This is a genomic window from Sphingosinicella sp., assembly GCF_041916975.1.
In the GTDB taxonomy this organism is placed as follows: domain Bacteria; phylum Pseudomonadota; class Alphaproteobacteria; order Sphingomonadales; family Sphingomonadaceae; genus Sphingosinicella.
The window spans coordinates 1164345-1187401 of sequence record NZ_JAYRYK010000001.1; the positions used below are offsets into that span (position 1 = coordinate 1164345).

The 23057-nt window shown below is 66.6% G+C and carries 24 protein-coding genes; 6 read left to right on the forward strand and 18 right to left on the reverse strand.

The window, feature by feature from the left end; translation table 11 throughout:
* Window positions 1-65: 65 nt before the first annotated feature.
* From ACE3TJ_RS05485 to ACE3TJ_RS05500, 4 genes are all read right to left on the reverse strand, one after another.
* Window positions 66-689, reverse strand: a complete 624-nt coding sequence (locus ACE3TJ_RS05485; protein ID WP_374594647.1) for an acyl-homoserine-lactone synthase — start codon at window positions 687-689, stop codon at window positions 66-68.
* 155 nt (window positions 690-844) lie between these two features.
* Window positions 845-1588: an autoinducer binding domain-containing protein gene (locus tag ACE3TJ_RS05490; RefSeq protein WP_374594649.1), complete on the reverse strand. Its 744-nt coding sequence runs from the start codon at window positions 1586-1588 to the stop codon at window positions 845-847.
* 101 nt (window positions 1589-1689) lie between these two features.
* Window positions 1690-2163 (reverse strand): nucleoside deaminase, encoded by a 474-nt coding sequence (locus tag ACE3TJ_RS05495; RefSeq protein WP_374594651.1) that lies wholly within the window; start codon window positions 2161-2163, stop codon window positions 1690-1692.
* A gap of 115 nt (window positions 2164-2278) precedes the next feature.
* Entirely contained in the window at window positions 2279-2578 is a 300-nt protein-coding gene (locus ACE3TJ_RS05500) for a hypothetical protein (protein WP_374594653.1), read from the reverse strand.
* A gap of 169 nt (window positions 2579-2747) precedes the next feature.
* Here ACE3TJ_RS05500 and hisC point away from each other — a divergent pair, with 169 nt between their 5' ends.
* Together hisC and ACE3TJ_RS05510 are read left to right on the forward strand one after the other, a co-directional pair.
* Window positions 2748-3848 (forward strand): histidinol-phosphate transaminase, encoded by a 1101-nt coding sequence (gene hisC / locus ACE3TJ_RS05505; RefSeq protein WP_374594655.1) that lies wholly within the window; start codon window positions 2748-2750, stop codon window positions 3846-3848.
* Window positions 3848-4756, forward strand: a complete 909-nt coding sequence (locus ACE3TJ_RS05510; RefSeq protein ID WP_374594657.1) for a prephenate/arogenate dehydrogenase family protein — start codon at window positions 3848-3850, stop codon at window positions 4754-4756. The genes hisC and ACE3TJ_RS05510 overlap by 1 nt, the downstream gene beginning before the upstream one ends.
* On the opposite strand, the gene ACE3TJ_RS05515 is transcribed toward ACE3TJ_RS05510, so the two are convergent.
* From ACE3TJ_RS05515 to ACE3TJ_RS05540, 6 genes are read right to left on the reverse strand one after another with little or no spacing between them, the layout of a single operon-like run.
* Window positions 4701-5654: a DUF2125 domain-containing protein gene (locus tag ACE3TJ_RS05515; protein ID WP_374594659.1), complete on the reverse strand. Its 954-nt coding sequence runs from the start codon at window positions 5652-5654 to the stop codon at window positions 4701-4703. The two genes, ACE3TJ_RS05510 and ACE3TJ_RS05515, sit on opposite strands and share 56 nt — an antisense overlap.
* Window positions 5654-6337, reverse strand: coding sequence for a lysophospholipid acyltransferase family protein (locus ACE3TJ_RS05520; protein ID WP_374594661.1), 684 nt, complete (start codon window positions 6335-6337; stop codon window positions 5654-5656). The genes ACE3TJ_RS05515 and ACE3TJ_RS05520 overlap by 1 nt, the downstream gene beginning before the upstream one ends.
* Window positions 6337-6882 carry a YdcF family protein gene (locus ACE3TJ_RS05525; protein ID WP_374594663.1) on the reverse strand — a complete coding sequence of 182 codons (546 nt, stop codon included), beginning with the start codon at window positions 6880-6882 and terminating at the stop codon, window positions 6337-6339. Before ACE3TJ_RS05525 ends, ACE3TJ_RS05520 begins: the two co-directional genes overlap by 1 nt.
* Complete coding sequence (locus ACE3TJ_RS05530) at window positions 6879-7772, reverse strand: cell division protein FtsX (RefSeq protein WP_374594665.1); 894 nt, start codon at window positions 7770-7772, stop codon at window positions 6879-6881. Before ACE3TJ_RS05530 ends, ACE3TJ_RS05525 begins: the two co-directional genes overlap by 4 nt.
* A complete protein-coding gene (ftsE, locus tag ACE3TJ_RS05535; RefSeq protein WP_374594667.1) occupies window positions 7769-8488 on the reverse strand; it encodes a cell division ATP-binding protein FtsE in 720 nt (239 codons plus the stop codon). The genes ACE3TJ_RS05530 and ftsE overlap by 4 nt, the downstream gene beginning before the upstream one ends.
* Before the next feature lie 18 nt (window positions 8489-8506).
* Complete coding sequence (locus tag ACE3TJ_RS05540; RefSeq protein WP_374599321.1) at window positions 8507-9517, reverse strand: cysteine synthase A; 1011 nt, start codon at window positions 9515-9517, stop codon at window positions 8507-8509.
* 244 nt (window positions 9518-9761) lie between these two features.
* On the opposite strand from ACE3TJ_RS05540, the gene ACE3TJ_RS05545 reads away from it, so the two are divergent.
* Both ACE3TJ_RS05545 and ACE3TJ_RS05550 read left to right on the forward strand, forming a co-directional pair.
* On the forward strand, window positions 9762-11318 hold the full coding sequence (locus ACE3TJ_RS05545) for a peptide ABC transporter substrate-binding protein (protein ID WP_374594669.1): 1557 nt from the start codon (window positions 9762-9764) through the stop codon (window positions 11316-11318).
* 5 nt (window positions 11319-11323) lie between these two features.
* Window positions 11324-12505 (forward strand): acetyl-CoA C-acyltransferase, encoded by a 1182-nt coding sequence (locus tag ACE3TJ_RS05550; protein WP_374594671.1) that lies wholly within the window; start codon window positions 11324-11326, stop codon window positions 12503-12505.
* A 140-nt stretch (window positions 12506-12645) separates the two neighbouring features.
* Here ACE3TJ_RS05550 and ACE3TJ_RS05555 read toward each other — a convergent pair whose 3' ends face one another.
* The 6 genes from ACE3TJ_RS05555 to glmM all read right to left on the reverse strand — a co-directional run bounded on the left by ACE3TJ_RS05555 (window position 12646) and on the right by glmM (window position 19074).
* A complete protein-coding gene (locus ACE3TJ_RS05555; RefSeq protein ID WP_374594673.1) occupies window positions 12646-13881 on the reverse strand; it encodes a hypothetical protein in 1236 nt (411 codons plus the stop codon).
* Between the two features lie 76 nt (window positions 13882-13957).
* Complete coding sequence (gene folP, locus ACE3TJ_RS05560) at window positions 13958-15016, reverse strand: dihydropteroate synthase (protein ID WP_374594675.1); 1059 nt, start codon at window positions 15014-15016, stop codon at window positions 13958-13960.
* 3 nt (window positions 15017-15019) lie between these two features.
* A complete protein-coding gene (locus tag ACE3TJ_RS05565) occupies window positions 15020-16123 on the reverse strand; it encodes a site-specific DNA-methyltransferase (RefSeq protein ID WP_374594677.1) in 1104 nt (367 codons plus the stop codon).
* A 208-nt stretch (window positions 16124-16331) separates the two neighbouring features.
* On the reverse strand, window positions 16332-16943 hold the full coding sequence (rnhB, locus tag ACE3TJ_RS05570; RefSeq protein ID WP_374594679.1) for a ribonuclease HII: 612 nt from the start codon (window positions 16941-16943) through the stop codon (window positions 16332-16334).
* Window positions 16940-17740 carry a bifunctional hydroxymethylpyrimidine kinase/phosphomethylpyrimidine kinase gene (gene thiD / locus ACE3TJ_RS05575; protein ID WP_374594681.1) on the reverse strand — a complete coding sequence of 267 codons (801 nt, stop codon included), beginning with the start codon at window positions 17738-17740 and terminating at the stop codon, window positions 16940-16942. The genes rnhB and thiD overlap by 4 nt, the downstream gene beginning before the upstream one ends.
* Entirely contained in the window at window positions 17737-19074 is a 1338-nt protein-coding gene (gene glmM, locus ACE3TJ_RS05580; RefSeq protein WP_374594684.1) for a phosphoglucosamine mutase, read from the reverse strand. Before glmM ends, thiD begins: the two co-directional genes overlap by 4 nt.
* Window positions 19075-19169: 95 nt before the next feature.
* Here glmM and ACE3TJ_RS05585 point away from each other — a divergent pair, with 95 nt between their 5' ends.
* Both ACE3TJ_RS05585 and ACE3TJ_RS05590 read left to right on the forward strand, forming a co-directional pair.
* The gene (locus ACE3TJ_RS05585; protein ID WP_374594686.1) at window positions 19170-20609 is read left to right on the forward strand and encodes an alanine/glycine:cation symporter family protein; all 1440 of its coding nucleotides are present in this window, start codon (window positions 19170-19172) and stop codon (window positions 20607-20609) included.
* The gene (locus ACE3TJ_RS05590) at window positions 20581-21579 is read left to right on the forward strand and encodes an aldo/keto reductase (protein ID WP_374594688.1); all 999 of its coding nucleotides are present in this window, start codon (window positions 20581-20583) and stop codon (window positions 21577-21579) included. The genes ACE3TJ_RS05585 and ACE3TJ_RS05590 overlap by 29 nt, the downstream gene beginning before the upstream one ends.
* Here the strand turns inward: ACE3TJ_RS05590 and ACE3TJ_RS05595 are convergent.
* Together ACE3TJ_RS05595 and ACE3TJ_RS05600 are read right to left on the reverse strand one after the other, a co-directional pair.
* Complete coding sequence (locus ACE3TJ_RS05595) at window positions 21576-22367, reverse strand: SDR family oxidoreductase (protein WP_374594690.1); 792 nt, start codon at window positions 22365-22367, stop codon at window positions 21576-21578. The genes ACE3TJ_RS05590 and ACE3TJ_RS05595 overlap by 4 nt on opposite strands.
* Window positions 22358-23047, reverse strand: coding sequence for an NnrU family protein (locus tag ACE3TJ_RS05600; RefSeq protein ID WP_374594692.1), 690 nt, complete (start codon window positions 23045-23047; stop codon window positions 22358-22360). The genes ACE3TJ_RS05595 and ACE3TJ_RS05600 overlap by 10 nt, the downstream gene beginning before the upstream one ends.
* Between the last annotated feature and the right edge of the window lie 10 nt (window positions 23048-23057).

The following is a 23057-nucleotide window of genomic DNA, read 5'->3' on the forward strand; positions in this document are numbered from 1 at the left end:
GCGAATCCGCGACTCTCGTGTCCAGCATGTTTCGAACCCGTCACCCCTTTCGGGACGACGCCTCCTCAGGCAACCGCTGAAAGCGCCTCTTCGGCCGGCAGCAGCGATTCCTTCACTCCCCAGTTGCGGCGGATCAGCGTCAGCGTTTCAGGCGTGACGTTGATCCGCATCGCGGCGATCGATTCCGTGCCGTCCTCGCGCGGCAGGCCGAGCAGCTCGATGTCCCAGCCCACCGACAGGATCGTGGGCACCCAGCTCGAATGCGTGACGAAGATCAGCTGCTTGATATCGCGCATCAGCGCGAACTCGATCGCGGCGACGGTGATGTTCTTGCGGCCCGTCCACTGGGCGAGCTTGTCCTTCACGTTCGGATTGGCGCACAGGCGCGTCATCTCCCACGCGGTATCGTCCGCCGGGACCGGGTTCTGCACCATGTCCGCGAAATGCTCCGCCATGAGCGTCGGCACCGAGCACGGCAGCAGGCGGATCGAGGCGACGTGGTTGCCCTCCGCATCCACGTCGATGATGTAGATGGCGTCGTCGGTGTCGTACTGGTCGATTTCCTTGTCGCCGACGACCGGGATATCCCACTTCAGCCAGTCCACGAACACGCGCTTGCGGTCCTGGTGCATCTGATCGATGAGCGCCCGATATTGCGACTTGTTCTTCGCCGTTATGAACTTGATCATAGCCCCCTCACGAAACACCGCGCCGTACAGCGCACCAGCAGTATTTCCTTCTTAACTCAAAAATATGCATGGTTACTATCCCGGTAACTACCGGGGACAGCAAACGTGTTTCACCTTTGAGGCAATTTTGAGTCACGTGCGCCCGAATGCAGCGCTCAGCTCAGGATATCCGCGAAGCTGAGCTGGCCGTTCCAGAGCACGCGCGCGAGCAGTTGCTGACGGGTCGCGACGCCGTAGCGGCGCTTGGCGATCTCGATATGCTCGTTGCATGTCTTGGGGCTGATGCCGAGCAGCCGCGCCATCATCGCATCGCTCTTGCCGCGCGCGTAGAGCACGATGCAATCGAGCTGGCGCGGAGTGAGCGCTGCCGCCGGGGGCAACAGGATCGGCTCGTGCGCGCTGATACGGCGGGCCGCCTCGAACGCGAACCAGCCGACGGACTGCGCAGCGGCCGCGCCGTGGTGGTCGTTCCCGCGTTCGCGGCGGGTCGCGAACGAGCAGAGGCCGACCGTGGTGCCGCCCTTGGGCATCGGAACGGTGAAGCCGTCGAGCAGGCCTTCGTCGCGCGCGATGCGCATCACTTCGCGCTGGCGTTCGCTCAGCACGACCATTTCGGGAATATGCTTCCATGGGAAGCCAGCAACCGCAATCTCGCAGGCCGCGAACACCGGATCATCCACCCAGTAGGCGCGGTCGCGCACCATTTCGACCCACGCACCCGGATAGGTGGTGAGCTGCACGGTTTCGGCCGGCACGCGGTTTTGCCGCGGCGAATGCAGCAATGCGAAACAATCGAAACCGAGCTCTTCGGTGATGGCTTGTGTAAGATCGGACAGGGTCAGCAGGTCGTCGGCCTTCTTGGCCTTGTCCACGAACGCCTGCACTTTTTTGAACAGCATTTCTCGTCCCTTGCGGTGACGACCCCTTGCACTCCCGGAACCCATGATTCGGATAAAATCTATCCGGCATCGGCACTTAGACTCAAATGTTGATGCGAGTGTTAACGCCGCGCCGCAAAAAATTCGCGCAGCAGAACCGCCGCGGGGGACGCGGAAATGTCCGGGTACACCTCCGGCCGGTGATGACAGGAGGGGCTCGCGAAGATACGCGGGCCGTGCTCGACACCGCCGCTCTTGGGATCGGACGCGCCGTAATAGAGCCGCCGAATCCGTGCCGCACTGATCGCCGCCGCGCACATCGGACACGGCTCCAGCGTGACATAGAGGTCGCATCCGGCGAGGCGCTCGGAACCGAGGCGCGCGGCCGCGGCGCGGATCACCAGCATCTCGGCATGCGCGGTGGGATCAGAATGTTCGCGCGTCCTGTTGCCGTCTGCCGCGAGCACGGTTCCATCCGCATCGACGATGACGGCGCCCACCGGCACCTCGCCGCGTGCCGCCGCCGCCCGTGCCGCGCCGAGCGCCACGCTCATCGGGCCTTCCTGCCCCGGATTCGCTTCGTACTTGGTGCCCATGCCGATGCTGCATAGAGCATCGCGGTGCAGCGGTCATGGGGTGCTCGGAACTCGAAATACTGAGCGCCCCGGCGGGGGGGGATTCCGGCCGGGGCGCTCGACGGCAATGCCTGGCTTACTGCTTGGCGCTGCCGTCGTCTCCGGCCGGCTTGATATCCACCGTCGGAACGTCGATTTCGACCTCGTCGGTTTTCACGTCGACCTTGGGGACCGGAACGGCTGCCTTTTCGGTACCGACATCGATCTCGCCGGTTTCGACCTGAACTTCAGGTATCTCACCGCCCGTGACGCTGACTTCGGGCGTCTTCAGATCGCCGCTCGCGTCCACATTGAACAGACCGAGCGCATAACCCACCACGGCCAGCAGAACGATCACGGCAACAACGATCACTATGGTGCGACTGCCTTTATCCACAGCATGTCTCCCTGTTGTTTTCACTGAGCCGCCAACGCGCGGTGCGCGCGTTTGGTTTCATTCCTTGTTTCAGGGGTGATACGATTTTCCGACAGCGTTCTCTTGCAACCGCGCGCCGCATCGTCCAATGCGCGTGCCGTTCGAACCCGAGAGCAGAAAGCCCGAAACGATGACTGAGGCCCCGACCGCGAAGCCCTGGATCAGCGCCATCGAGGCTTATGTGCCGGGCCGCGCGAAGGCCGCGCCGGGCGTGACGCTGGTCAAGCTCTCCTCGAACGAGAACCCGCTGGGCGCGAGCCCCAAGGCGATCGAGGCAATGCGCGCCGCCGTCGGCAAGGCGAACCGCTACCCGGACGGCAGCAGCCACGAACTGCGCGAAGCGATCGCCGCGCAGCACGGTATCGAGGCGGACCGGATCGTCTGCGGCACCGGCTCCGACGAAATTCTGCAGTGCATCGCGCTCGCCTACGCGGGGCCGGGCGACGAGGTGCTCTATGTGCGTCACGGCTTCATGGTCTACCCGATCGCCGCCGAGCGCGCGGGCGCGACGCCGGTCGCGGCACCGGATACCGATTACACCGCCGATGTCGACGCGCTGCTCGCCGCCGTCACCGCGCGGACGAAAATCGTGTACCTCGCCAATCCCAACAACCCCACGGGCACGCTGATCGCACAGAGCGAGGTCGAGCGGCTGCACGCCGGGCTGCCGCCGCACGTGCTGTTGGTGATCGACTCCGCTTATGCCGAATATGTCGAGGAACCGGGCTACGACGACGGCACCGCGCTCGCGCGCGTGCACCCGAACGTCGTGATGGCGCGCACCTTCTCCAAGATCTACGGACTTGCCGCCGAGCGGGTCGGCTGGGCCTATGGCGCGCCCGATGTGATCGACATGGTGAACCGCATTCGCGGGCCGTTCAACGTGACGAGCGCGGGACAGGCGGGTGCGGTCGCGGCGCTTGCCGATCAGGCGTGGGTGGCGACGTGCCGCGCCGACAACGCCCGCAACCGCGCGGCGCTGGTCGAAGCGGTCGAGGCGCTTGGCAACAAGGGGCTGCGCGCGGTGCCTTCGGCCGCGAACTTCGTGCTGGTGACGTTCCCCGAAACGGGCGCGCACACGGCGGAGGCAGCGAACGCCTACCTCACCGAACGCGGCTTCCTGACGCGCTGGCTGCCGAACCAGGGCCTCGGCCACGCGCTCCGCATCTCGATCGGCACGGACGAGGAAACGCAGGCCGTTATAGGCGCGCTGCGCGCCTTCCTCGGCTGATGCTGCCTTTCTCCCGCGTCGCCATCATCGGGCTCGGGCTTATCGGCTCGTCGCTCGCACGCGCCGTGCGGCTGCACATGCCGACCGTGCGGCTCGTCGGCTACGACGGCAGCGCCGCGGTTCGCACGCGTGTCGATGAGCTTGGCCTCGTCGACGATGTCGCCGACACGCCCGGTGCCGCCGTGATCGACGCCGACCTCGTGGTGCTGTGCGTGCCGGTGGGGCAGATGGGCGCGGCGATCGAGGAAATGCGCGACGACCTGCCCCAGGGCGCCATCGTCAGCGACGTCGGATCGGTGAAGGCGAGCGTCGCGGCGCTGGCCGGGCTGCTGCCCGAAGGCGTGCATTTCATTCCCGCGCACCCGGTGGCGGGCACCGAGAAATCGGGGCCGGACGCTGGCTTTGCTGAACTGTTCCACCAGCGCTGGTGCATCCTGACGCCGCTTCCCGGCACGGACGAGACGGCGATCGAGCGCCTTGCCGAGTTCTGGCGGCGGCTGGACAGCAAGGTGGAGACGATGGACCCGCAGCACCACGATCTGGTGCTGGCGGTGACGAGCCACCTGCCCCACCTGATCGCCTATTCGATCGTCGGCACGGCTTCAGACCTTGAAGGCGTGACACGCTCCGAGGTGATCAAATACTCGGCAGGCGGTTTTCGCGACTTCACGCGCATCGCCGCGTCCGACCCGCAGATGTGGCGCGACGTGTTCCTTGCCAACAAGGACGCGGTGCTCGAGGTGCTGCAGCGCTTTACGGAAGACCTGACCGCGCTTCAGCGCGCGATCCGCTGGGGCGACGGCGACACGCTGTTCAACCTGTTCACGCGCACGCGCGATATTCGCCGCACAATCATCGATGCGGGACAGGACACGGCGGCTCCTGACTTCGGACGGGACCACCGGTAGCGCCTTCGGGATCGCCGATGGTGAAGCCCGCCGCGCTGTCTCCGGTAAGCACCATCGTGCGGGCACGGCGCGCACGGTATTCGGCCGCCGGGGCCGTGCCTTCCAGAAGCGCCTTCACGGTGAACGGACATTCGCTCCGGATCGTGCCGGAGACGGCAATGCGCCCATCGGGGAGCGGCGCGAGCGTCGCGTCGATGTCGGCAAGCGGCTTGTCCTGCGCGAGAAGCTGCGCGCCCTTCACCTCGATCGTGCCGCCGTTCCGCCAGCCGTCGATCGCGCCGATCGGCGCGCGCGCGGTTACGAACAGCGGAATGTCGATGCCGAGGCTGGCGCCCGCGCGGTCGAGCGTTCCGGCGATACGCGCCTCGGCCTGAACGGGGAGCGTCGGAGACTTGCCCTGCGGCGCGGCGCCGGGCGTTTCGCGCAGGTGCAGCTCGAAATTCTTCGCATCGAACGGCCCGCCCGCAAACGGCAGCCAAACCTTCGCGGTTTCGAACTGCATGGACAGCCGCTCGAGCGTATCGCCAGGCCGACGCACGCTCGCCAGCATCGCCGGGGCTTCGACATCGAGACGCATTCCCGCGAGCCGCGTGAGCGCGATCTGCAGACGCGGCTGTTCCGCCACGATCACGACATGGCCCGTACGCCACGGCTGACGATTGACTGTCATCGAAGACGCATGGGCCGCGAAGGAAAGCTCGCGCGTCTGCCGGCGGACCGCGATGTCGGCGGCGCGCGCCTCGATCCGGTAGGGAAAGCCTGCGGTTTCGACAGGCACACCGATCCGCGCCGCGACGACCGCGCCAAAGGCCTTCGCCTCGCCCTGCCAATACAGCCAATAGGCGGCGAGGCCCAACAGCAGCGGCAGCACCGGCACCCAGAACGGCAGGCGACGCATCACGGCACCTCGTTGATGGCGGCGTGCAGCCGCGCCTCGAACGTCTTGCGGTCGAGCCCGGCGGGAATCACCTCGCCGAAGCGCATGGTGATCGTGCCGGGCCGCTTCCAGAAACTGCGGCGCGGCCAAAGCGTTCCCGAATCGAGCGCAACGGGGACGACCGGTAGCTTCATCAGCCTGTAGAGCCCCGCCACGCCGGGCTTCAGCGGCGGCGCTTCACCCACGGGCGTGCGCGTGCCTTCGGGGAAGATCACGATCTCGCGGCCTTCGTCGACCGCCTGCTCGGCAACGCGCAGCATCAGGCGCATCGCCGCCGACGACGCATCGCGGTCCACCGGGATCGAGCCGTGACGGCGCGCGACCCAGCCCCACACCGGGATCTGCATCAGCTCCGCTTTCATCACCACGGCAGGCCATTTGAACAGGCGCGGCGCGGCCATCGTTTCGTAAGCCGCCTGATGCTTCATCGCGACGATCACCGGGCCCTTCGGCAGGTCGCCGACGATCTTCAGCCGCACGCCCGCGATCCGCGACGACGACCACAGGAAGAACGCCGACCAGCGCCGCGCGCCGACGTGGGCACGGCGGCGCGAGATCAGCGCATCAAACCCCGCGGCAATCACGAGGAGCGCGCCCACGACATAGAAGACAAGGGCAAAGGCAATCGAACGCAGCACAACCATCAGGCCTCACCCATCAGCAGCAGCAAGCTTCGGAACAGGAACTTGCTGTATTCAAGCGCAAGCAGGCGCGCAGACAGGCGCGCAGGCACCGCGTCGGGCACGAGCGTGACCCCCGCCCCGATCCGCGCGCGCGCTTCCGCCGTCGCACGCTTGATGTGGAACTGCGAGGTGACGAGGCGCACGGATTTGTATTTGTGCTGCTTCACCCATGCGGCCATCTCCTCACCGTTACCGCGCGTGTCGGCAGCCTCCTTGCCGAGATCGATGCAGCATTCGAACACGTCCGCCGGCACATTCAGCTCGACGGCAAGCTCGATCGGCCGGACGCTCGCGTCGACGCCGGAGATGAGCAGCCGTTCAGCTTTCTCCGCGCGCAGCAGATCGACGCCGCGCGCGATGCGGCCGGGGCCGCCCGTGAGCACGACGATGCCTTCGGTGCGTATGTCATCCGGCGCGGGTTCGGGCAGGCTCAACACAAACCAGACGAAACCCGCGATCCATGCGAGCGCGAGCAGCATGGCGGAGCGCACGAGAACCGCGGTCATAGCTGCTGTCTCAGCCTCCGCCCGACCGTGATGCGCACCGTGAAGATCGTGAGCAGCGCCACGAGCAGCGGCACGGCGGCAAGCGCGGTCCAGCCGAGCGGCGACAGACCGATTTCACCCGCAAGCCCGCCGCCGAACTGGCCGAGCAGATTGCCGATGAAGAGGATGACGGCGAGCCCGGCGATCGCGCCGATCGCGCCGCCGACGAGGCCCTGAATGGCGTAGCGATATTCGAACAGCGCCGCGACGGTGCGATCCTCGGCGCCCATGATGTGCAGCGTTTCGATCGTCGGCCCGTGCGTGCTGAGCGCGGCGCGGACGGAGAGCGCGACGATCGCCGCGGTGGTCGCAACGACGAGTACGCCGATCGAGACGGCAAGCCATTTCAGCACCTCGACGACACCCGCGAGCGGGCGGAACCACTGGGCGTGCGTGTCGATGCGCGCTGTGGGGGCGAGCGCGCGAACCGCCTCGCCGATCGCAGCCATATCGCCCGTACCGGTCTTCCAGCGCGCGTCGATCATCGCCGGGAGCGGCAATTCCTCGCCGATGTTGCCGGAACCGAGCCACGGCTCCACGAGCGCGCGCAGCTCGCTGTCGCCGAGCACCACCACGTCCGCAAGGTCGGCACGCGCGCGCAGCAAAGCGGCGACGGCGGCGGTCTGCTCGCGCTTCAGATCAGGGTTCGGCTCGACGATCTGCACGGTGAAGCTGCGCGAGAGGCCGCCGGTGAGCGCCGTCGCGCCGTTCGAAAGCGCCATGCCGCCGGCGAGCGCGAGCGTCGCGAGAAACGTCATCATGCCGATGATCCACGGCAAGGCGCCGCCCGCCCATCTGCCTTCAGGCAGGAATCGATAACGCTGCGCGCGCGGCTGCAGCCAGGCGATCACAGGCTCAGTTCCGCGGTTTCGACGGGTGGCGGGTTGCGCAGCACGCCCATCGGATCGAGCATCTCGCCGCGATCGAGCCGCAGCGTGATCGCCGAAGGCACGCGCGACATCAGGTGCAGCGCGTGCGTCGCCACGACGACCGTGGTGCCAAGCCGGTTGAGCTCGTGGAACAGGTGCAGGAGCCGCCCGGCCATCTCGGGGTCGACGTTGCCGGTGGGCTCGTCGGCAAGCAGGATATCGGGCCGCGCGATCACTGCACGCGCGATGGCGACGCGCTGCTGCTCGCCGCCCGAAAGCACGGCGGGCCGCGCATCGCGCCGCTCGGCAAGGCCGACCCACGCCATGAGTTCGTCGACATGCGCCTTCACCTCCGCCTCGTGCACGCCCGCGATGCGGAGCGGCAGCGCGATATTGTCGAACGCGGTGAGGTGCTCGATCAGGCGGAAATCCTGAAGCACGACGCCGATCCGGCGGCGGAGCGCGGGAAGCGCCGTGCGCGGCAGGCTGGTGATATCGCGCCCGAACATGTCGATGCGGCCGCGCGACGGTCGCTGCGCGAGATAGAGCAGGCGCAGCAGCGAGGTCTTGCCCGCGCCCGACGAGCCCACGAGAAACATGAACGCGCCGGTTTCCAAACGGAACCCGATGTCGCGCAGCACCTCCGCGCCTGTGCCGTAGCGCAGGCCGACATTGTCGAAGCGGACGATCGTGCTCATGGCGTGCTCACGAAAACATCACGGCGCGCTGAGCCAGTCCGGCACCGGCAGGCCTTTTTCCGCCAGCCACGCGGGATTGTAGAGACTGGAGAGGTAACGCAGCCCGGAATCGCAAAGCACGGTGACGATCGTGTGCCCCGGCCCCATCTCGGCCGCGAGCTTTTCCGCGCCGACGATGTTGATCCCCGAGGAGAGCCCGAGACTGATCCCCTCCTCGATGAGCAGGTCATGGATGACGCGCAGACCCTCCTCGTCGCTGACGCGGAACTGCGTATCGACCGGCGCGCCGTCGATGTTCGGCGTGACGCGGCCCTGCCCGATGCCTTCGGCAAGCGACGAGCCCTCCGGCTCCAGCACGCCGCGCGCGAACCACGAATACATGGCGGCGCCATAGGGATCGGTGAGCGCGATGCGGATATCCGCGTTCTTCGCCTTGAGGCCCATCGCCGTGCCCGCGAGCGTGCCCCCGGTGCCGACCGAGCAGGTGAAGCCGTCCACCGCACCACCGGTATCCGCCCAGATTTCCTCGGCGGTGGTCTCGATATGCGCCTGCCGGTTCGCGAGATTATCGAACTGCCCCGCCCAGATCGCGCCCGGCGTTTCCTCCGCGATGCGCCGCGAGCGATGCTGGAAATGCTCCGGGTCCGCATATTTCGTGGGGGGCACCAGCACCAGCTCGGCGCCGAGCGCGCGCAGCGTCGCCATCTTTTCGACCGACTGGTTCGAGGGCATCACGATGATCGTGCGATACCCCTTGGCGTTCGCCACCACGGCAAGCCCGATGCCGGTGTTCCCGGCCGTACCTTCCACGACAACGCCGCCAGGCTTCAGGCGACCTTCGCGCTCGGCCGCCTCGATCATGTAGAGCGCCGCGCGGTCCTTCACCGAACCGCCGGGATTGAGGAACTCGCACTTGCCGAGGATCGTGCAGCCGGTCCGCTCGGACGGGCCGCGCAGGCGGACAAGCGGCGTACCGCCGATAAGCTTCAGGATATCGTGCGCGGGCGCGCGGGAGGCGTGACTTGGCATGGTGAATGCAAGGCTTACCGACGCGCGCCGCCCCATGCAATCGCGCCTTCATGACAGGGTGCACGAAAGATCGGCGGCGCATTTCTGCGCCGCCGGCAAAGTCGGTTTGGGGGAACCGCAGCGCGAAGGGAAAGACCCGTCGGCGCTTCGAGAACTCAAGCCTAGCGCACGTGCGGGTCAGATTCGTGACGAAAGCGAAAATGCGCGGCTGAAATTGCCACACTGCTGGTCTAGACCGGGCGGGATGATCCGCCCTGCCCTCATAACTGCGTGCCTCGTTATCGCCCTCGGCGGCTGCGACCGCGCTTCGGACGGCGACGGCGACAGCACGCTCCGCATGGCTTTCGTGAACGACGACGGCGCGAGCCTCGTCGCCGACGACAGCCTTGAGAGCGCCGCGGCGCGCGCCATGCACATCGGGCTCACCACGCTGGAGCCGAGCGGACGGGTCGTGCCGTCACTGGCGCTCAGCTGGCGCGTGAGCGACGACGGCCTCACCTATGTGTTCAAACTGCGCGAGGCCTATTGGGCGGACGGACGGCGGCTTACCTCCGGCGATGTCGTTGCCGTGATGCGGCGCATCGTCAGCCCCGGCTCCGGAAATCCGCTGCGCGACGAGCTGATGATGATCGAGAACGCCGCGCTGATCACGGCGAACCGGCGGCCGGCACGGATGCTCGGCGTTTCCGATCCGCGGCCCGACACGGTGGTGATCGCGCTCGCCAAGCCCGAACCGGCGTTGCTGCAGCTGCTCGCCGATCCGGCGGCGGCAATCGTCCGCGCGGGCAAGGCCCCGCCGGCTTCGGGCGCGTTCACGAAGGCCGACGATACAGGCGATGCGGACGGCGCGCTGCACCTCGTGAAGAACAGCGCTTATTATGCGGCCGATACGGTTTCGCTCGCCGGGGCGTTGCTCTCCCGCACCGATGCGGAGAGCGCAATCCGGCGCTTCAAGGCGGGCGAACTCGATATCGTGAGCGGAGGCCGCCTCACAGGGCTGCGCGCCGTGCGGACGGGCATCGATTCGCAGGCGCTGCGGCTGGAGCCGACGTGGGGGCTCTATTTCTATCTGGCGCGCACAAGCTCGGGCCCGCTCGCCGACGTCCGCGTGCGCCGCGCGCTTGCCATGTCGTTCGATCGCGGGGCGATCCTCTCGCGCCTGTTCGGCGTCGCGGGTTTGCAGCCTGCCTATTCGGCATTGCCGCCGACGCTGCCCGATGCCTATGCCGGAAGCGCTGGCGACTGGGCCGTCTGGTCGCCGGACGCGCGGGAGAGCGAGGCGGTTCGGCTGCTCGCCGAGGCCGGCTATACGTTCGACCAACCGCTGACGCTGTCGGTCGCGATCCCCCACGGCCGCGAACATGCCGACCTGCTCGCCGCGATCAGCAATTCGTGGGGCGCGATCGGCGTGCGCGTAAAGGCCTATGCGCGCGGCACGCTTTCGCACCGGCGCGCGATCGAGAAGGGCGCTTTCGACCTTGCCGCTGTTGAGCGCATGGCGCGCGCACCGGTTGCGGACACCTTCCTGCAGCCCTTCACCTGCGCGGTGCGGCTTGGCGGCTATTGCAACCCCGCGGTCGACCAGCTACTCGCCGACGCGGCCGCCGAGGACGATCCCGGTACGCGTATCCAGCTCCAGCGGCGCGCGAACCGGCTGATTTCCGAGGATGCGCCGCTGATTGCCGTCCTGTCGCCGATCCGCTGGTCGCTGGTATCGCCGCGCGTGACGGGCTGGGAAAACAATGTCGCCGGCGCGCACCCGCTCTCGGGTCTCGCGATGAGCGGAACGAAAAAGGAGTAGCACCCATGGACCCCATCGTGATCGTCGGCGCGAAGCGCACCCCCATGGGCGGCTTTCAGGGCGACCTTGCCAGCCTCACCGCGAGCCAGCTCGGCGGCACCGCGATCCGCGCCGCGCTTGAAGAGGCGGGCGTGCCGGCCGCCGATGTCGATCAGGTCATCATGGGCAACGTGCTTGGCGCGGGCCAGGGCCAGGCCCCGGCGCGGCAGGCGCTGTTCGGCGCCGGACTTCCCGAAAGCGTCGGCGCAACAACGATCAACAAGATGTGCGGATCGGGCATGAAGGCCACGATGGACGCGCACGACATCATCCTCGCGGGCAGCGCCGAGATCATGGTCGCGGGCGGCATGGAATCGATGACGAACGCCCCTTACCTGCTGCCGAAGGCGCGCAGCGGCTATCGCATGGGCCACGGCGAGGTGAAGGACCACATGTTCCTCGACGGCCTTGAGGATGCCTACGACAAGGGCCGCGCGATGGGCACGTTCGCCGAGGAAACCGCGCGCCACTATCAATTCACGCGCGAGGCGCAGGACGTTTACGCCGTACGCTCAACGACGCGCGCGCAAGCCGCGATCGCGAACGGCAAGTTCGCGGACGAAATCGTGCCGGTAACGGTTTCCGGCCGTGGCGGCGACGTGACGGTGAGCATCGACGAGCAGCCCGGCAAGGCGAAGCTCGACAAGATCCCGACGCTGAAGCCCGCCTTTGCGAAGGACGGCACGGTAACGGCGGCGAACAGCTCTTCGATCTCGGACGGCGCCGCGGCGCTGGTGCTGATGCGCGAATCGACCGCGAAGGCCCGCGGCCTGACGCCGATCGCCCGCATCCTCGGCCACGCGACGCACGCGCAGGCTCCGGCGTGGTTCACCACCGCGCCGGTGTTCGCGATCGAGAAGCTGCTGAAGAAGGTCGGCTGGTCCGCCAGCGACGTGGACCGCTACGAGATCAACGAGGCCTTCGCCGTGGTGGCGATGTGCGCGATCCGCGACCTCGGACTCGACGAGGACAAGGTGAACGTCCACGGCGGCGCCTGCGCGCTCGGCCACCCGATCGGGGCGAGCGGTGCACGCGTGATCGTCACGCTGCTCGGCGCGCTGCGCGATGCAGGGCTCACGAAGGGCGTCGCCAGCCTCTGCATCGGCGGCGGCGAAGCGACGGCCCTGGCGGTTGAGCGCCTGAACTAGGACGGATTGCCATTCAGAAGATGGCGTGCCGAAAATGGTGGATCTCCGTGACCCGGAGCGGAGCGTACTAAAGGTACGTGAGCACCGGAAGCGCGGAGAGCCGCCATTTGCAGGCCGTCAGAGCTGAATGGCGACCCGTCCTAGGGCTGCATTACGGGAAGCGTGTCCAGCGCCCGGTCGATCCGGGCGACGGCCTCCGCATATTCAGCGCTGGAGACGTCGCGGTAGCGGTGTTCGAAGACACCGGTGCTCATCCCCTCATTGAAGCCGAGCGCCGTCAGCGGCAGCAACTCGGGCGCGTCCGCTCCGAAACGGCGCAAAAGCCGGGAGGCGCGTGCCGGATCGGCTGCGGTTTCTCCCAGCCGCAGCCCGGCGCGGTCCGCCGCGAGATCGACAAACGAGAAGCCGCTGCCGCCCGCAAGACTGTCGTCGAGTTCCTTCCATGTGCCGAGCGCGCGCCCGATCGCGGGGTCGGCCGCAGCGGCAAGTGCTGCCGACAGCGTGAAGTGCTTGGCAAGATCCTCACGCCCCGCCAGCGTCACGGGCAGCGTGGCAGGTAGCATCGGGCTGAACGAGGCCTCCCCATCGCGCGCGAGGCGTCCCGCGCGCGGCCCGACGACAAGCATCGCGGCCGCGACCATCGCTGCGCGCGCATGTGCCCGCGCGGAATCCCCGGTCTGAGGCGCGCCTTCGAAGAGCGCGGCATAGACCTCCGGCAGATCGAGCGGCCGTCCTTCCAGCCGCTCATGCCCCGCAACGTAGAGCCGGTTGGCAAGACGTCCATCGATGGCATCGTCCGAAGGCGCGAGTTTGCTGACGCCTTTCAGCAGGCCTTGCGGGAGATCAAGCACGACGTTCGCCGTACCCTTCCCCGCCTCGAACGCGAGGATCGCCTCGCGCGTCGTAGGGAAACGCTGCCCGGCGCGCATTTCCGCCGCCTTGTGGGCAACGCCCAGCAGCGGCTCAAGCAGCAGCGCGGGGATCGGCAGCGTACCGATGTTCGCGGAAATCTGCGGGTAGCCGTAGTCCTCGACCTCGGTGATGCGCACACCGCCTGTGAGCCACGTGCCGCCGGAGAGGCGGAACGCGGCCTTTACGGCGAGCGCGTCGTCCGCGACGCGGGGGGACAGGCGAAGCCGGGGTACGCCGTTGGTGAGTACGCGCGCCGCGCCCTCCATGTCCGCGATCGAGGCCGTGACCGGCGAAGGCTCGTCTGCGGCCGCGACTTTAGCCAGCGCAACCGCAAGATTGCGCGCGGCGCGCACGTCGGATGCGCTCGGCACAGCGGGCACGGCGATCCCCTCGCCGGTGAGCGCTGCAGCCCCGGCGAACAGGATAAGAGCCAGCAATCCAAGCACGAATCGAATGGGGGCCACTCCCGCCAGATACGGCAGCGTTCTACCCGCGCGCCGGGCACGCTCACAAGCGACAGATACCGCAGTGGGCGACGACCTACAGCGTGGGCGGGCTGAGCGCCGCGTCGCGCAGGCCCCGCCAGACGCGGATCGCCTGCACCGATTCGAAGGTATCGTGCACGCGCACCATCTGCACGCCCTGCCCGATCGCGGTCATCACCAGTGCGAGCGAACCGCCGAGGCGGCGATCGACAGGCGCCTCGTTCGAAAGCGCACCGACGATGCGCTTGCGGCTGGCGCCGAGCAGCACGGGCACGCCAAGGCCGTGGAACAGCGAGAGGCCGTTCAGGATTTCAAGGTTGTGCCGCACGGTCTTACCGAAGCCGATGCCCGGATCGACGATGATCTTGTCGCGCACGATACCTGCCGCAACCGCTGCATCGATTCGCGTTTCCAGCCAGTCGTAAACGTCGAGCAGCGCGTCTTCGTACTGCGGATCGCGCTGCATCGTCTCGGGGCCGCCCTGCGTGTGCATGATGACGACGGGACAACCGGCGTTTGCGATGGTTTCGCGCGACCGATCGTCGTGCGTGAGACCGGAGACGTCGTTGACCATGCCGGCACCGCGCGACAGGGCATCGGCCATGACGGCGCTCTTGCGCGTATCGATCGAGACCGCGACGCCTGCCTTCGCCAGCCGCTCGATCACGGGCACGACGCGTGCGATTTCGTCCTGCTCCCAGACCTCTGCAGCACCGGGGCGCGTGGATTCGCCGCCGACATCGATGATCGCCGCGCCTTCTGCGGCCATCGCGACCGCAGCCGCAGCCGCCTCGTCGTCAGTCGTATGCCGGCCGCCGTCCGAGAAGCTGTCGGGGGTTCGGTTCAGGATCGCCATCACCGAGGGTTCGGAGAAACGCACGGTACGCTCGCCAAGCTGGATCGGTGTGCGCGGCGCTGTCAGCCGCGCCCAGAGCGGATCCGTCGTATCGATTTCCGATACCGGCACGAGCCGCTGCGACACGCGCCTGCTGCCGCTGCGCTCAATGATCTCGACCGCCGAAAACCACGTGAGCCCGCCCGCAAGCCGCTGCACCTGCCCATCGTAGCCGAAGGGCGCATCAACAAAGCCGGTAGGACGGAAATAGGTTTTCACGGATCAGGCCGCGAGATCGCGCCTATACGCCTCACGCACCGTATCGATCGGTTCGAGCGTCCCGCCGCGTTCCATGTGCCAGAAGGTCCAGCCGTTGCACGAAGGCGCGCCCTGCGCCGCCGCACCCATCTGGTGGATCGAGCCCGCATCGCCCCGGAAGGCGAGGCTGCCGTCCGCGCGGACGCGCGCCTTGTAGCGGCGCGCGGTGTCGACGAGTTCCTGACCCGGCAGGATGAGCCCCGCCTCGACAAGCGTACCGAACGCGACGCGGGGCGCCTGCCGCTTGCCGCGCGTGATCTGCATGGCGTCAGGCGAAAGCGGCTTCGTTTCCGCGATGCGTTTCTCAGCGACTTCGACATAGGCCTGCTCCCGGTCGATACCGATGAAGCTGCGGCCCAGCATCTTCGCCATCGCGCCGGTGGTGCCGGAGCCGAGGAACGGATCGAGCACCGTGTCGCCGGGGTTCGAAGCCGCCATCATCACGCGGTAGAGCAGTGCTTCGGGCTTCTGCGTCGGGTGCGCCTTGACGCCGCCGACCTTGACGCGCTCGCCGCCGGTGCAGATCGGGATCGTCCAGTCCGAGCGCATCTGCACGTCGTCGTTCATCATCTTGAGCGCGTGATAGTTGAACGTGTAGCGCGCCTTTTCGGACTTCGAACACCAGATCATCGTCTCGTGCGCGTTGGTGAAGCGCGTGCCCTTGAAGTTCGGCATCGGGTTCGTCTTGCGCCAGACGATATCGTTCAGGATCCAGTAACCGAGATCCTGCAGCACCGTGCCAACGCGGAAGATGTTGTGGTAGCTGCCGATCACCCAGATCGTGCCGTCGTCCTTCAGGATGCGGCGCGCGGCGGAGAGCCAGCGGCAGGTGAAATTGTCGTAGGCGCCGAACGTATCGAACTTGTCCCAGTCGTTGTCGACCGCATCGACGCGGCTGCCTTCGGGGCGGAACAGGTCGCCGTTCAGCTGGAGGTTGTAGGGCGGATCGGCGAAGATGAGGTCTACCGACTTCGCGGGCATCGTCTCCATCTCCGCGATGCAATCGCCGAGAATGATGCGCGAGGAGACGCGCGACGCCTCGTCGATGCTGTCCGGTCTGGCCGCCATAATGCCCCCTGTTCGCCCACTTGATCCAAAAGCGCGCGGACCTTGGCCCGGCACGGACTCTTGCGTCAAGAGTCCATGGATTCAAAGAGTTGCAGAGTTAACTTAAGATTTCATTAAACATGAAGTCTTGACCGCAACCCCTTGCGATGGCGCAGAACGGCATACGCCAGCCCTTGTGGGTGTGGCGGAAACGACTCAATGGGAAAATTCAGGCAGAAACTTCGGATGCATGCCGCACCGGGCCGAAGCTGCGGCGGTGATGGACGGTGACGCCCAGCCGTGAAACGGCCTCAAGATGCGTGCGCGTCGGGTAGCCCTTGTTCTCGTGCCAGCCATAATCGGGATGCGTTTCGTGGAGCCGGACCATGAACCGATCACGTGTCACCTTCGCAACGATCGAAGCCGCCGCAATCGACACCGAGCGCGCATCGCCGCCGACGATCGTGTCCGAGCGATAGCTCCAGCGCGGCGCCCGGTTGCCGTCGACCAGCACGTGATCAGGCGCAATCGGCAGCGCAGCGACTGCGCGCGTCATCGCAAGGAAGGTCGCCTGCAGAATGTTGATCCGGTCGATCTCCTCGGGGCTCGCCTCGCCGATGCCGACGCGCGCGCAGCCGAGGATGATGTCGAACAGCGCCTCCCGCCGCGCGTGCGTGAGCTTCTTGCTGTCGTTTAGGCCGTCCGGAATGCAGGCGGGATCGAGGATCACGGCTGCCGCAACGACGGGACCGGCGAGCGGCCCTCTTCCCGCTTCGTCCACGCCCGCGACGAGTCCCAGGCAGCGTGCCTCGTGACTGTAGTCCGGCCCCGCGTGTTTCACCGCGCGAGCGGCCAGCCGTGACCGAGCGGCCCGTGGCCGGCGCCGAACCCCGGTGCAGCGAGGATCGCCTGCCGCACATAATCGCGCGCACGCCATGCCGCCTGTTCGAGCGGCATGTTCTGCGCAAGGCCCACGGCGAGCGCCGAGGCGAGCGTGCAGCCCGTGCCGTGCGTATGCTTGGTGGCAATGCGGGAATCGACCCATTCCTTGGCGCGGCCCGGCGTCACCAGCCAGTCGCTGATCTGGTCGCCTTTTAGATGCGCACCTTTCACCAGCACGGCCTTTGCGCCGAGCTCGAGGATCGCCTCTCCGGCATCACGGGCATCTTCAGGCGATCGGATCTTCTTGCCCGAGAGCGCCTCCGCTTCGACGATGTTGGGTGTCACCACATCCGCCATCGGCACGAGCAGCGACGTCAGCGCCTCGACCGCATCGGGGCGCAGCAGGTGCGCGCCGCCCTTTGCGATCATGACCGGATCAAGCACGATCGGCACGGCAACGTCGGTGAGCGCACCGGCGACCGCCTCGATCACCGCCTGACTGCCGAGCATGCCGATCTTGATCGCATCGGCGCCGATATCGGCAAGCACCGTTTCGATCTGCGCCGCGATCACACTGACCGGGACAGCGTGCACATCGTGGACGCCATTCGTGTCCTGCACCGTGATGGCCGTGATCGCGGTCGCGGCATAGCCGCCGAGCATCGCAATCGTCTTGATATCGGCCTGAATACCGGCGCCGCCTCCGGAATCAGACCCCGCGATGACGAGGACGCGTGCCGGCTGGGGCCTGGTCATGCCGCCTTCGCCACCGCTTCGCAGATTTCATCGACGACGCTTTCGACGAGGCCCATGTCTTCGCCCTCGGCCATCACCCGGATGAGCGGCTCCGTCCCCGACTTGCGGATGACGAGCCGACCCGTGCCGCTGAGACGCGCCTCGGCGGCGGCGATGACGCCCTTCACACTCTCGGTGTCGAGCGGCTGGCCGCCGTTGAAGCGCACGTTCTTCAGCAGCTGCGGCAACGGATCGAACAGCGTGAGCACTTCGGACGCGGGCCGGCCATCTTCCACCAGCACAGCAAGCACCTGCAACGCCGCTACGAGGCCGTCGCCGGTCGTCGAATAGTCCGAAAGGATGATATGGCCCGATTGCTCGCCGCCGACGTTGAAGCCCTTGGCGCGCATCGCTTCGAGCACGTAGCGGTCGCCGACCTTGGCGCGCTCCAGAGCGAGGCCGAGACCGCCGAGATAGCGTTCGAGGCCAAGGTTCGACATCACCGTTGCAACGAGCCCGCCGCCCTTCAGGCGCCCCGCCGCGTGCCAGCTGCGCGTGACGAGCGCCATCAGCTGGTCGCCGTCGACGATCTGGCCGCGCTCATCGACGATGATAAGCCGGTCGGCGTCGCCATCGAGCGCGATGCCGATGTGTGCACCCGTCTCGACGACCTTCTTCTGGAGTGCCGCGGGCTTCGTCGAGCCGACATCGTCGTTGATGTTGAAGCCGTTCGGATTGACGCCGATCACCTCGACATCCGCGCCGAGCTCCCAGAGCGCGCTCGGCGCGACATTGTAAGCGGCGCCGTTCGCGCAATCGACGACGAGCTTCAGCCCATCAAGGCGCAGGTGATCCGGGAAGGTCGACTTCGCGAAATGGATGTAGCGCCCGCGCGCGTCCTCGATCTTCTTGGCGCGGCCGATCTGCGCGGGGTCCGCGAGTTTCGGCTCGGCCTCGAGCAACGCCTCGATCTCAAGCTCGTCCGCATCCGACAGCTTGTAGCCATCCGGGCCGAACAGCTTGATGCCATTGTCCTGATACGCGTTGTGGCTCGCCGAGATCATGACGCCAAGATCGGCGCGCATCGAGCGCGTGAGCATGGCGACCGCCGGCGTCGGCACCGGACCCACCATCACCACGTCCATACCGACGCTGGTGAAACCCGCGATCAGCGCCGATTCCATCATGTAGCCCGAAAGCCGCGTGTCCTTGCCGATGACGACGCGGTGCTTGTGGTCGCCGCGCAGGAACTTCGCACCCGCTGCCTGACCGACACGCATCGCGATCTCCGGCGTCATCGGTACGGTGTTGGTGAGCCCCCTGATTCCATCGGTGCCGAAATAGCGCCGGCCCATAATCGTCCTCTCCAGCCCCCGCGTATCTTGCACACGCGTTCATAACAGGCTCTTTATGCCTCAAAATCGTTAAAATGAAGGGCGGGCTGCACGGAATGATCGAAGCAATGGGTCGTTTTATCGACCAGCTCTCCGCCTTCGTCTTCATGAAGGTGCCGTTTTTCGGCGTGCAGATCGAACTGGTCGTGCTGGCGCTCGGTTCCGCGATGATCTTCTTCACGCTGTGGCTGGGCGTTCCGCAGCTGCGCGGCGTCGGCATCGGCCTTCAGCTCATCCGCGGCCGCCATGCCGACGACAGTGCGCCGGGAACGGTAAGCCAGTTTCAGGCGCTGTCGACCGCGCTTTCCGGCACGATCGGGCTCGGCAACATCGGCGGTGTCGCCATCGCCATTGCGCTAGGCGGGCCGGGCGCGGCGTTCTGGATGTTCGTGATCGGCTTTTTCGCGATGGCGCTGAAGGCGGCCGAAGTGACGCTCGGGCTCATGTACCGTGAGTTCAGCGCGGCGGGCGAAGTGCGCGGCGGGCCGATGTATACGCTGAAAAACGGGCTCGCAAGGATCGGTCTGCCGAACACTGGCCGGAAGCTCGGCGGGCTATACGCCTTCTTCGCGCTTGGCGGCGCGTTGCCGCTGATCCAGGTCAACCAGAGCTTCAGCCAGCTGACGGTGATTACCGGCATTGAGGGCACGCCGGGCAACGGGCTTGTCTACGGTCTCATCCTCACGATTGCCGTTGGCGTCGTGATCATCGGCGGGGTGCGGTCGATCGCAACTGTCGCGGCGCGGCTCGTCCCCGTCATGTGCTTCGTCTATCTGGGCGGCGGCGCGGTCATTCTCGCTGCAAACGCAGGCGCGGTTCCCGGTGCGCTCGCAACGATCGTGAGCGCTGCGTTTTCGCCCGATGCCGTTGCGGGCGGCATACTCGGCAGCTTCGTCGTCGGAATGCGCCGCGCCGTCTTCTCGTGCGAGGCCGGCGTCGGCACAGCCGTCATCGCCCATAGCGCCGCGAAAACACATCACCCGGCATCGGAAGGCATGGTGGCGCTGATCGAACCGCTGCTCGACACCATGATCGTCTGCACGATGACCGCGCTCATCATCGTCGTCACGGGCGTTTACAACGACGGCTACACGGACATCGCCATGACTTCGGCTGCGTTCGGCACCGTAACGGCATGGTTCCCGTATGTGCTCTCGGTTGCCGTTCTACTCTTCGCGTTCTCCACGCTGATTTCGTGGGGATATTACGGCCTTCAGGCATGGGGCTACCTGTTCGGCCACAGCCGTGCGAGCGAACTCGCCTTCAAGCTTTTCTATTGCCTGCTGCAACCGTTGGGTGCCGTCCTTTCTCCGGGAAAGGTGGTGGACCTTATCGACAGCCTGTTCTTCCTGATGGTTCTTCCCAACCTCATCGGGCTTGCCCTGCTGGCCATGCCCGTGAGACGCGAGGTGAGCGGCTTCCTTGCCGGCGTGAAAGCCGGAACGATCTATGGAAAGGGTATCGACGATGAAACGGCGCAACCTCGGCACGACTGACGTTTCCGCCGTCGGGCTCGGCTGCATGGGCATCGCCGGGGTTTCCGGCATGGCGGCGATGTACGGCGAGGTGGACAGGGACGAAGCCGTCCGGACCATCCACCGCGCGCTCGAAATCGGCATCGATTTCCTCGATACCGCCGAAGTCTATGGCCCGTATGCGAACGAGGAATTCCTTGGGGAGGCGCTGAAGGGCAAGCGCGACAAGGCATTCATCGCGACCAAGTTCGGTTTCAAGATCGTCGATGGACGCTCAAAGGGAACCGACAGCCGTCCCGAAAACATCCGCGCCGTTTGCGAGGCGAGTCTCAAGCGCCTGCAGACCGACGTGATCGATCTGTTCTACCAGCACCGCGTCGATCCCGACGTGCCGATCGAGGATGTCGTCGGCACGATGGCGGACCTCCAGGCGCAGGGCAAAATCCGATTCATCGGCCTTTCCGAAGCCGGTGTCGGCACGCTGGAACGCGCTTCCGCGACGCACCACATCGACGCGCTGCAATCCGAATATTCGCTGTGGGAACGGGAGGTGGAAAACGACATTCTGCCCGCCTGCCGCAAACACGGCATCACGCTTGTGCCCTACTCGCCGCTTGGGCGCGGGTTCCTGACCGGCGACGTGAAGCGGGCGGAGGATTATCCCGAAACCGACTATCGCCGGAACGACCCGCGCTATCAGGGCGCGAACTTCGATGCGAACATGGAGCTCGTCGCCACGGTGAAGCGCATCGCGGATGCACGCAGCGCGACGCCCGCGCAGGTCGCGCTTGCATGGCTGCTGGCGCAGGGGCCGGACATCATCCCGATCCCCGGCACCAAGAAGGTGAAACGGCTGGAGGAAAACGCGGGTGCCACCAACCTCGCCCTCACCGCCGCAGACGTTACCGCGCTGGCCGCCGCCGCGCCTGTGGGCGGCACTGCAGGCGAACGCTATGATACGCCGGCCAAGCTCGCAATGCTGCGAATCTAGCGTTTGGGCGCCATCTTCGCGACACGGCTGAACACATAGCGCGGCGCCAGACGCTTCAGCCAGAGGGCGTGCATTTCGAGACCTCTGCCCACGGGCACCTCCGGCTTTCCGGCGCGGAGGCCGGCGAGGATTTCGGCCGCGGCCTCGGCCGAGCTGATGCCGTGACCGACCGGGTCTTCCTTAGGGCCGTAGCGTTTGCCGTGACCGTCGAGCGCGTTCTCGGCGATGTTCGTCTGCACGAAGCCGGGCGTGACCACGGTGACGCCGATGCCGTGCTGGGCGACTTCGGCACGGAGCGCATCCGAAAAACCGACGAGTGCGTGCTTCGCGGCGCAGTAGCCGGTACGCATCGGCACACCGATCTTGCCCGCGACACTCGCGATCTGGATGACATGGCCCTGCCCCCGCGCCACCATCTTGGGCAGCACGAACTGCGTGAGCCGGAGCGGCGCGAAGAAATCGACCTCCATGATCTGCCGGTACACGTCGAAATCCGTGTCGAGTGCGATCGAGCGCTGCGAGATGCCCGCGTTGTTGACGAGGATGTCGATCGCGCCGCGCCACGCCCAAGCCCGGTCGACGATGCCCGGCAGTGCGGCATAGTCGGTCGCCTCGAACGGCAGGACGAACCGATCGCCTTGCAGCCGCCGGGCTATGTCCGCAAGCGCTGTCTCGCGCCGCCCCGAGAGGATGATTTGCGCGCCTGCCTTCCCGAACGCCTCCGCGAGCGCAGCGCCGATCCCCGACGACGCGCCGGTGATCCAGACGGTCTTGCCCGTCAGTTCCACAGCATCGCCCCCGTCGATTTCCCGATCACGAGCGGATGCGCCATGACGAGGATGACGTAGAGCGCAACGCCCATCACGATCGGCAGAATGCCCGGCCAGACCCGCGACCAGCCGAGCCGTCCGGAAAGCTGTGCGCCGAGCGGCCAGTAGCTGGTGTGCGCGGCGTAGGCCGCCCATCCCGCACCGAGTTGCGCAGCTTTCTTGCCATCCTGCAGCCATGCGCCGACGAGCGCCAATATGCCGATGCCGCCCGCGAGGATCAGCGTTTCGAGCCGACCGGTCGAAGCGACATGCACGACAGCCCAAAGCCCGAACGCCCACATCATCGGATGCCGGGTGATGCCCATCACGCCCTTGGGTGCGGTACCCTTGGATAAGAGCTTGCCCGCCTCCACCATCGCTGGATTGGGAGCGAGGAACGATCCGACGAAGAGGATGCAGGCGACGAGCATCAGGAGCCAGCCGACATGCACCACCCAGAGCGGAGGCATCCAAAGCTGCTCGATAGGCGCGGCGCGATAGGCGAGCACCGCCCAGATCAACGTTGCGAAGGCAACGAGCGAATAGAGGCCAAGAAAGCCTCTCTCGCCGAGCTTCGCCACGAGCGGCGCGCGGAGCGGGTGGGACAGGATGAAATGGGTAAGCACAAACGACGCAACGGCGATTGCAAGCTCGGCCATTTCCCGGCCC

Bases quoted from the DNA above. Each gene is read 5' to 3' on its own strand.
- ACE3TJ_RS05600 (WP_374594692.1), bottom strand. From the start codon at position 23,047: ATGGCCGAGCTTGCAATCGCCGTTGCGTCGTTTGTGCTTACCCATTTC.
- ACE3TJ_RS05550 (WP_374594671.1), top strand. From the start codon at position 11,324: ATGGACCCCATCGTGATCGTCGGCGCGAAGCGCACCCCCATGGGCGGC.
- ACE3TJ_RS05590 (WP_374594688.1), top strand. From the start codon at position 20,581: ATGAAACGGCGCAACCTCGGCACGACTGACGTTTCCGCCGTCGGGCTC.
- ACE3TJ_RS05520 (WP_374594661.1), bottom strand. From the start codon at position 6,337: ATGGTTGTGCTGCGTTCGATTGCCTTTGCCCTTGTCTTCTATGTCGTG.
- ACE3TJ_RS05545 (WP_374594669.1), top strand. From the start codon at position 9,762: ATGATCCGCCCTGCCCTCATAACTGCGTGCCTCGTTATCGCCCTCGGC.
- ACE3TJ_RS05585 (WP_374594686.1), top strand. From the start codon at position 19,170: ATGATCGAAGCAATGGGTCGTTTTATCGACCAGCTCTCCGCCTTCGTC.
- ACE3TJ_RS05490 (WP_374594649.1), bottom strand. From the start codon at position 1,588: ATGCTGTTCAAAAAAGTGCAGGCGTTCGTGGACAAGGCCAAGAAGGCC.
- ftsE (WP_374594667.1), bottom strand. From the start codon at position 8,488: ATGAGCACGATCGTCCGCTTCGACAATGTCGGCCTGCGCTACGGCACA.
- ACE3TJ_RS05510 (WP_374594657.1), top strand. From the start codon at position 3,848: ATGCTGCCTTTCTCCCGCGTCGCCATCATCGGGCTCGGGCTTATCGGC.
- ACE3TJ_RS05485 (WP_374594647.1), bottom strand. From the start codon at position 689: ATGATCAAGTTCATAACGGCGAAGAACAAGTCGCAATATCGGGCGCTC.
- ACE3TJ_RS05525 (WP_374594663.1), bottom strand. From the start codon at position 6,882: ATGACCGCGGTTCTCGTGCGCTCCGCCATGCTGCTCGCGCTCGCATGG.
- ACE3TJ_RS05515 (WP_374594659.1), bottom strand. From the start codon at position 5,654: ATGCGTCGCCTGCCGTTCTGGGTGCCGGTGCTGCCGCTGCTGTTGGGC.
- ACE3TJ_RS05495 (WP_374594651.1), bottom strand. From the start codon at position 2,163: ATGGGCACCAAGTACGAAGCGAATCCGGGGCAGGAAGGCCCGATGAGC.
- thiD (WP_374594681.1), bottom strand. From the start codon at position 17,740: ATGACCAGGCCCCAGCCGGCACGCGTCCTCGTCATCGCGGGGTCTGAT.
- ACE3TJ_RS05540 (WP_374599321.1), bottom strand. From the start codon at position 9,517: ATGCCAAGTCACGCCTCCCGCGCGCCCGCGCACGATATCCTGAAGCTT.
- glmM (WP_374594684.1), bottom strand. From the start codon at position 19,074: ATGGGCCGGCGCTATTTCGGCACCGATGGAATCAGGGGGCTCACCAAC.
- ACE3TJ_RS05565 (WP_374594677.1), bottom strand. From the start codon at position 16,123: ATGGCGGCCAGACCGGACAGCATCGACGAGGCGTCGCGCGTCTCCTCG.
- hisC (WP_374594655.1), top strand. From the start codon at position 2,748: ATGACTGAGGCCCCGACCGCGAAGCCCTGGATCAGCGCCATCGAGGCT.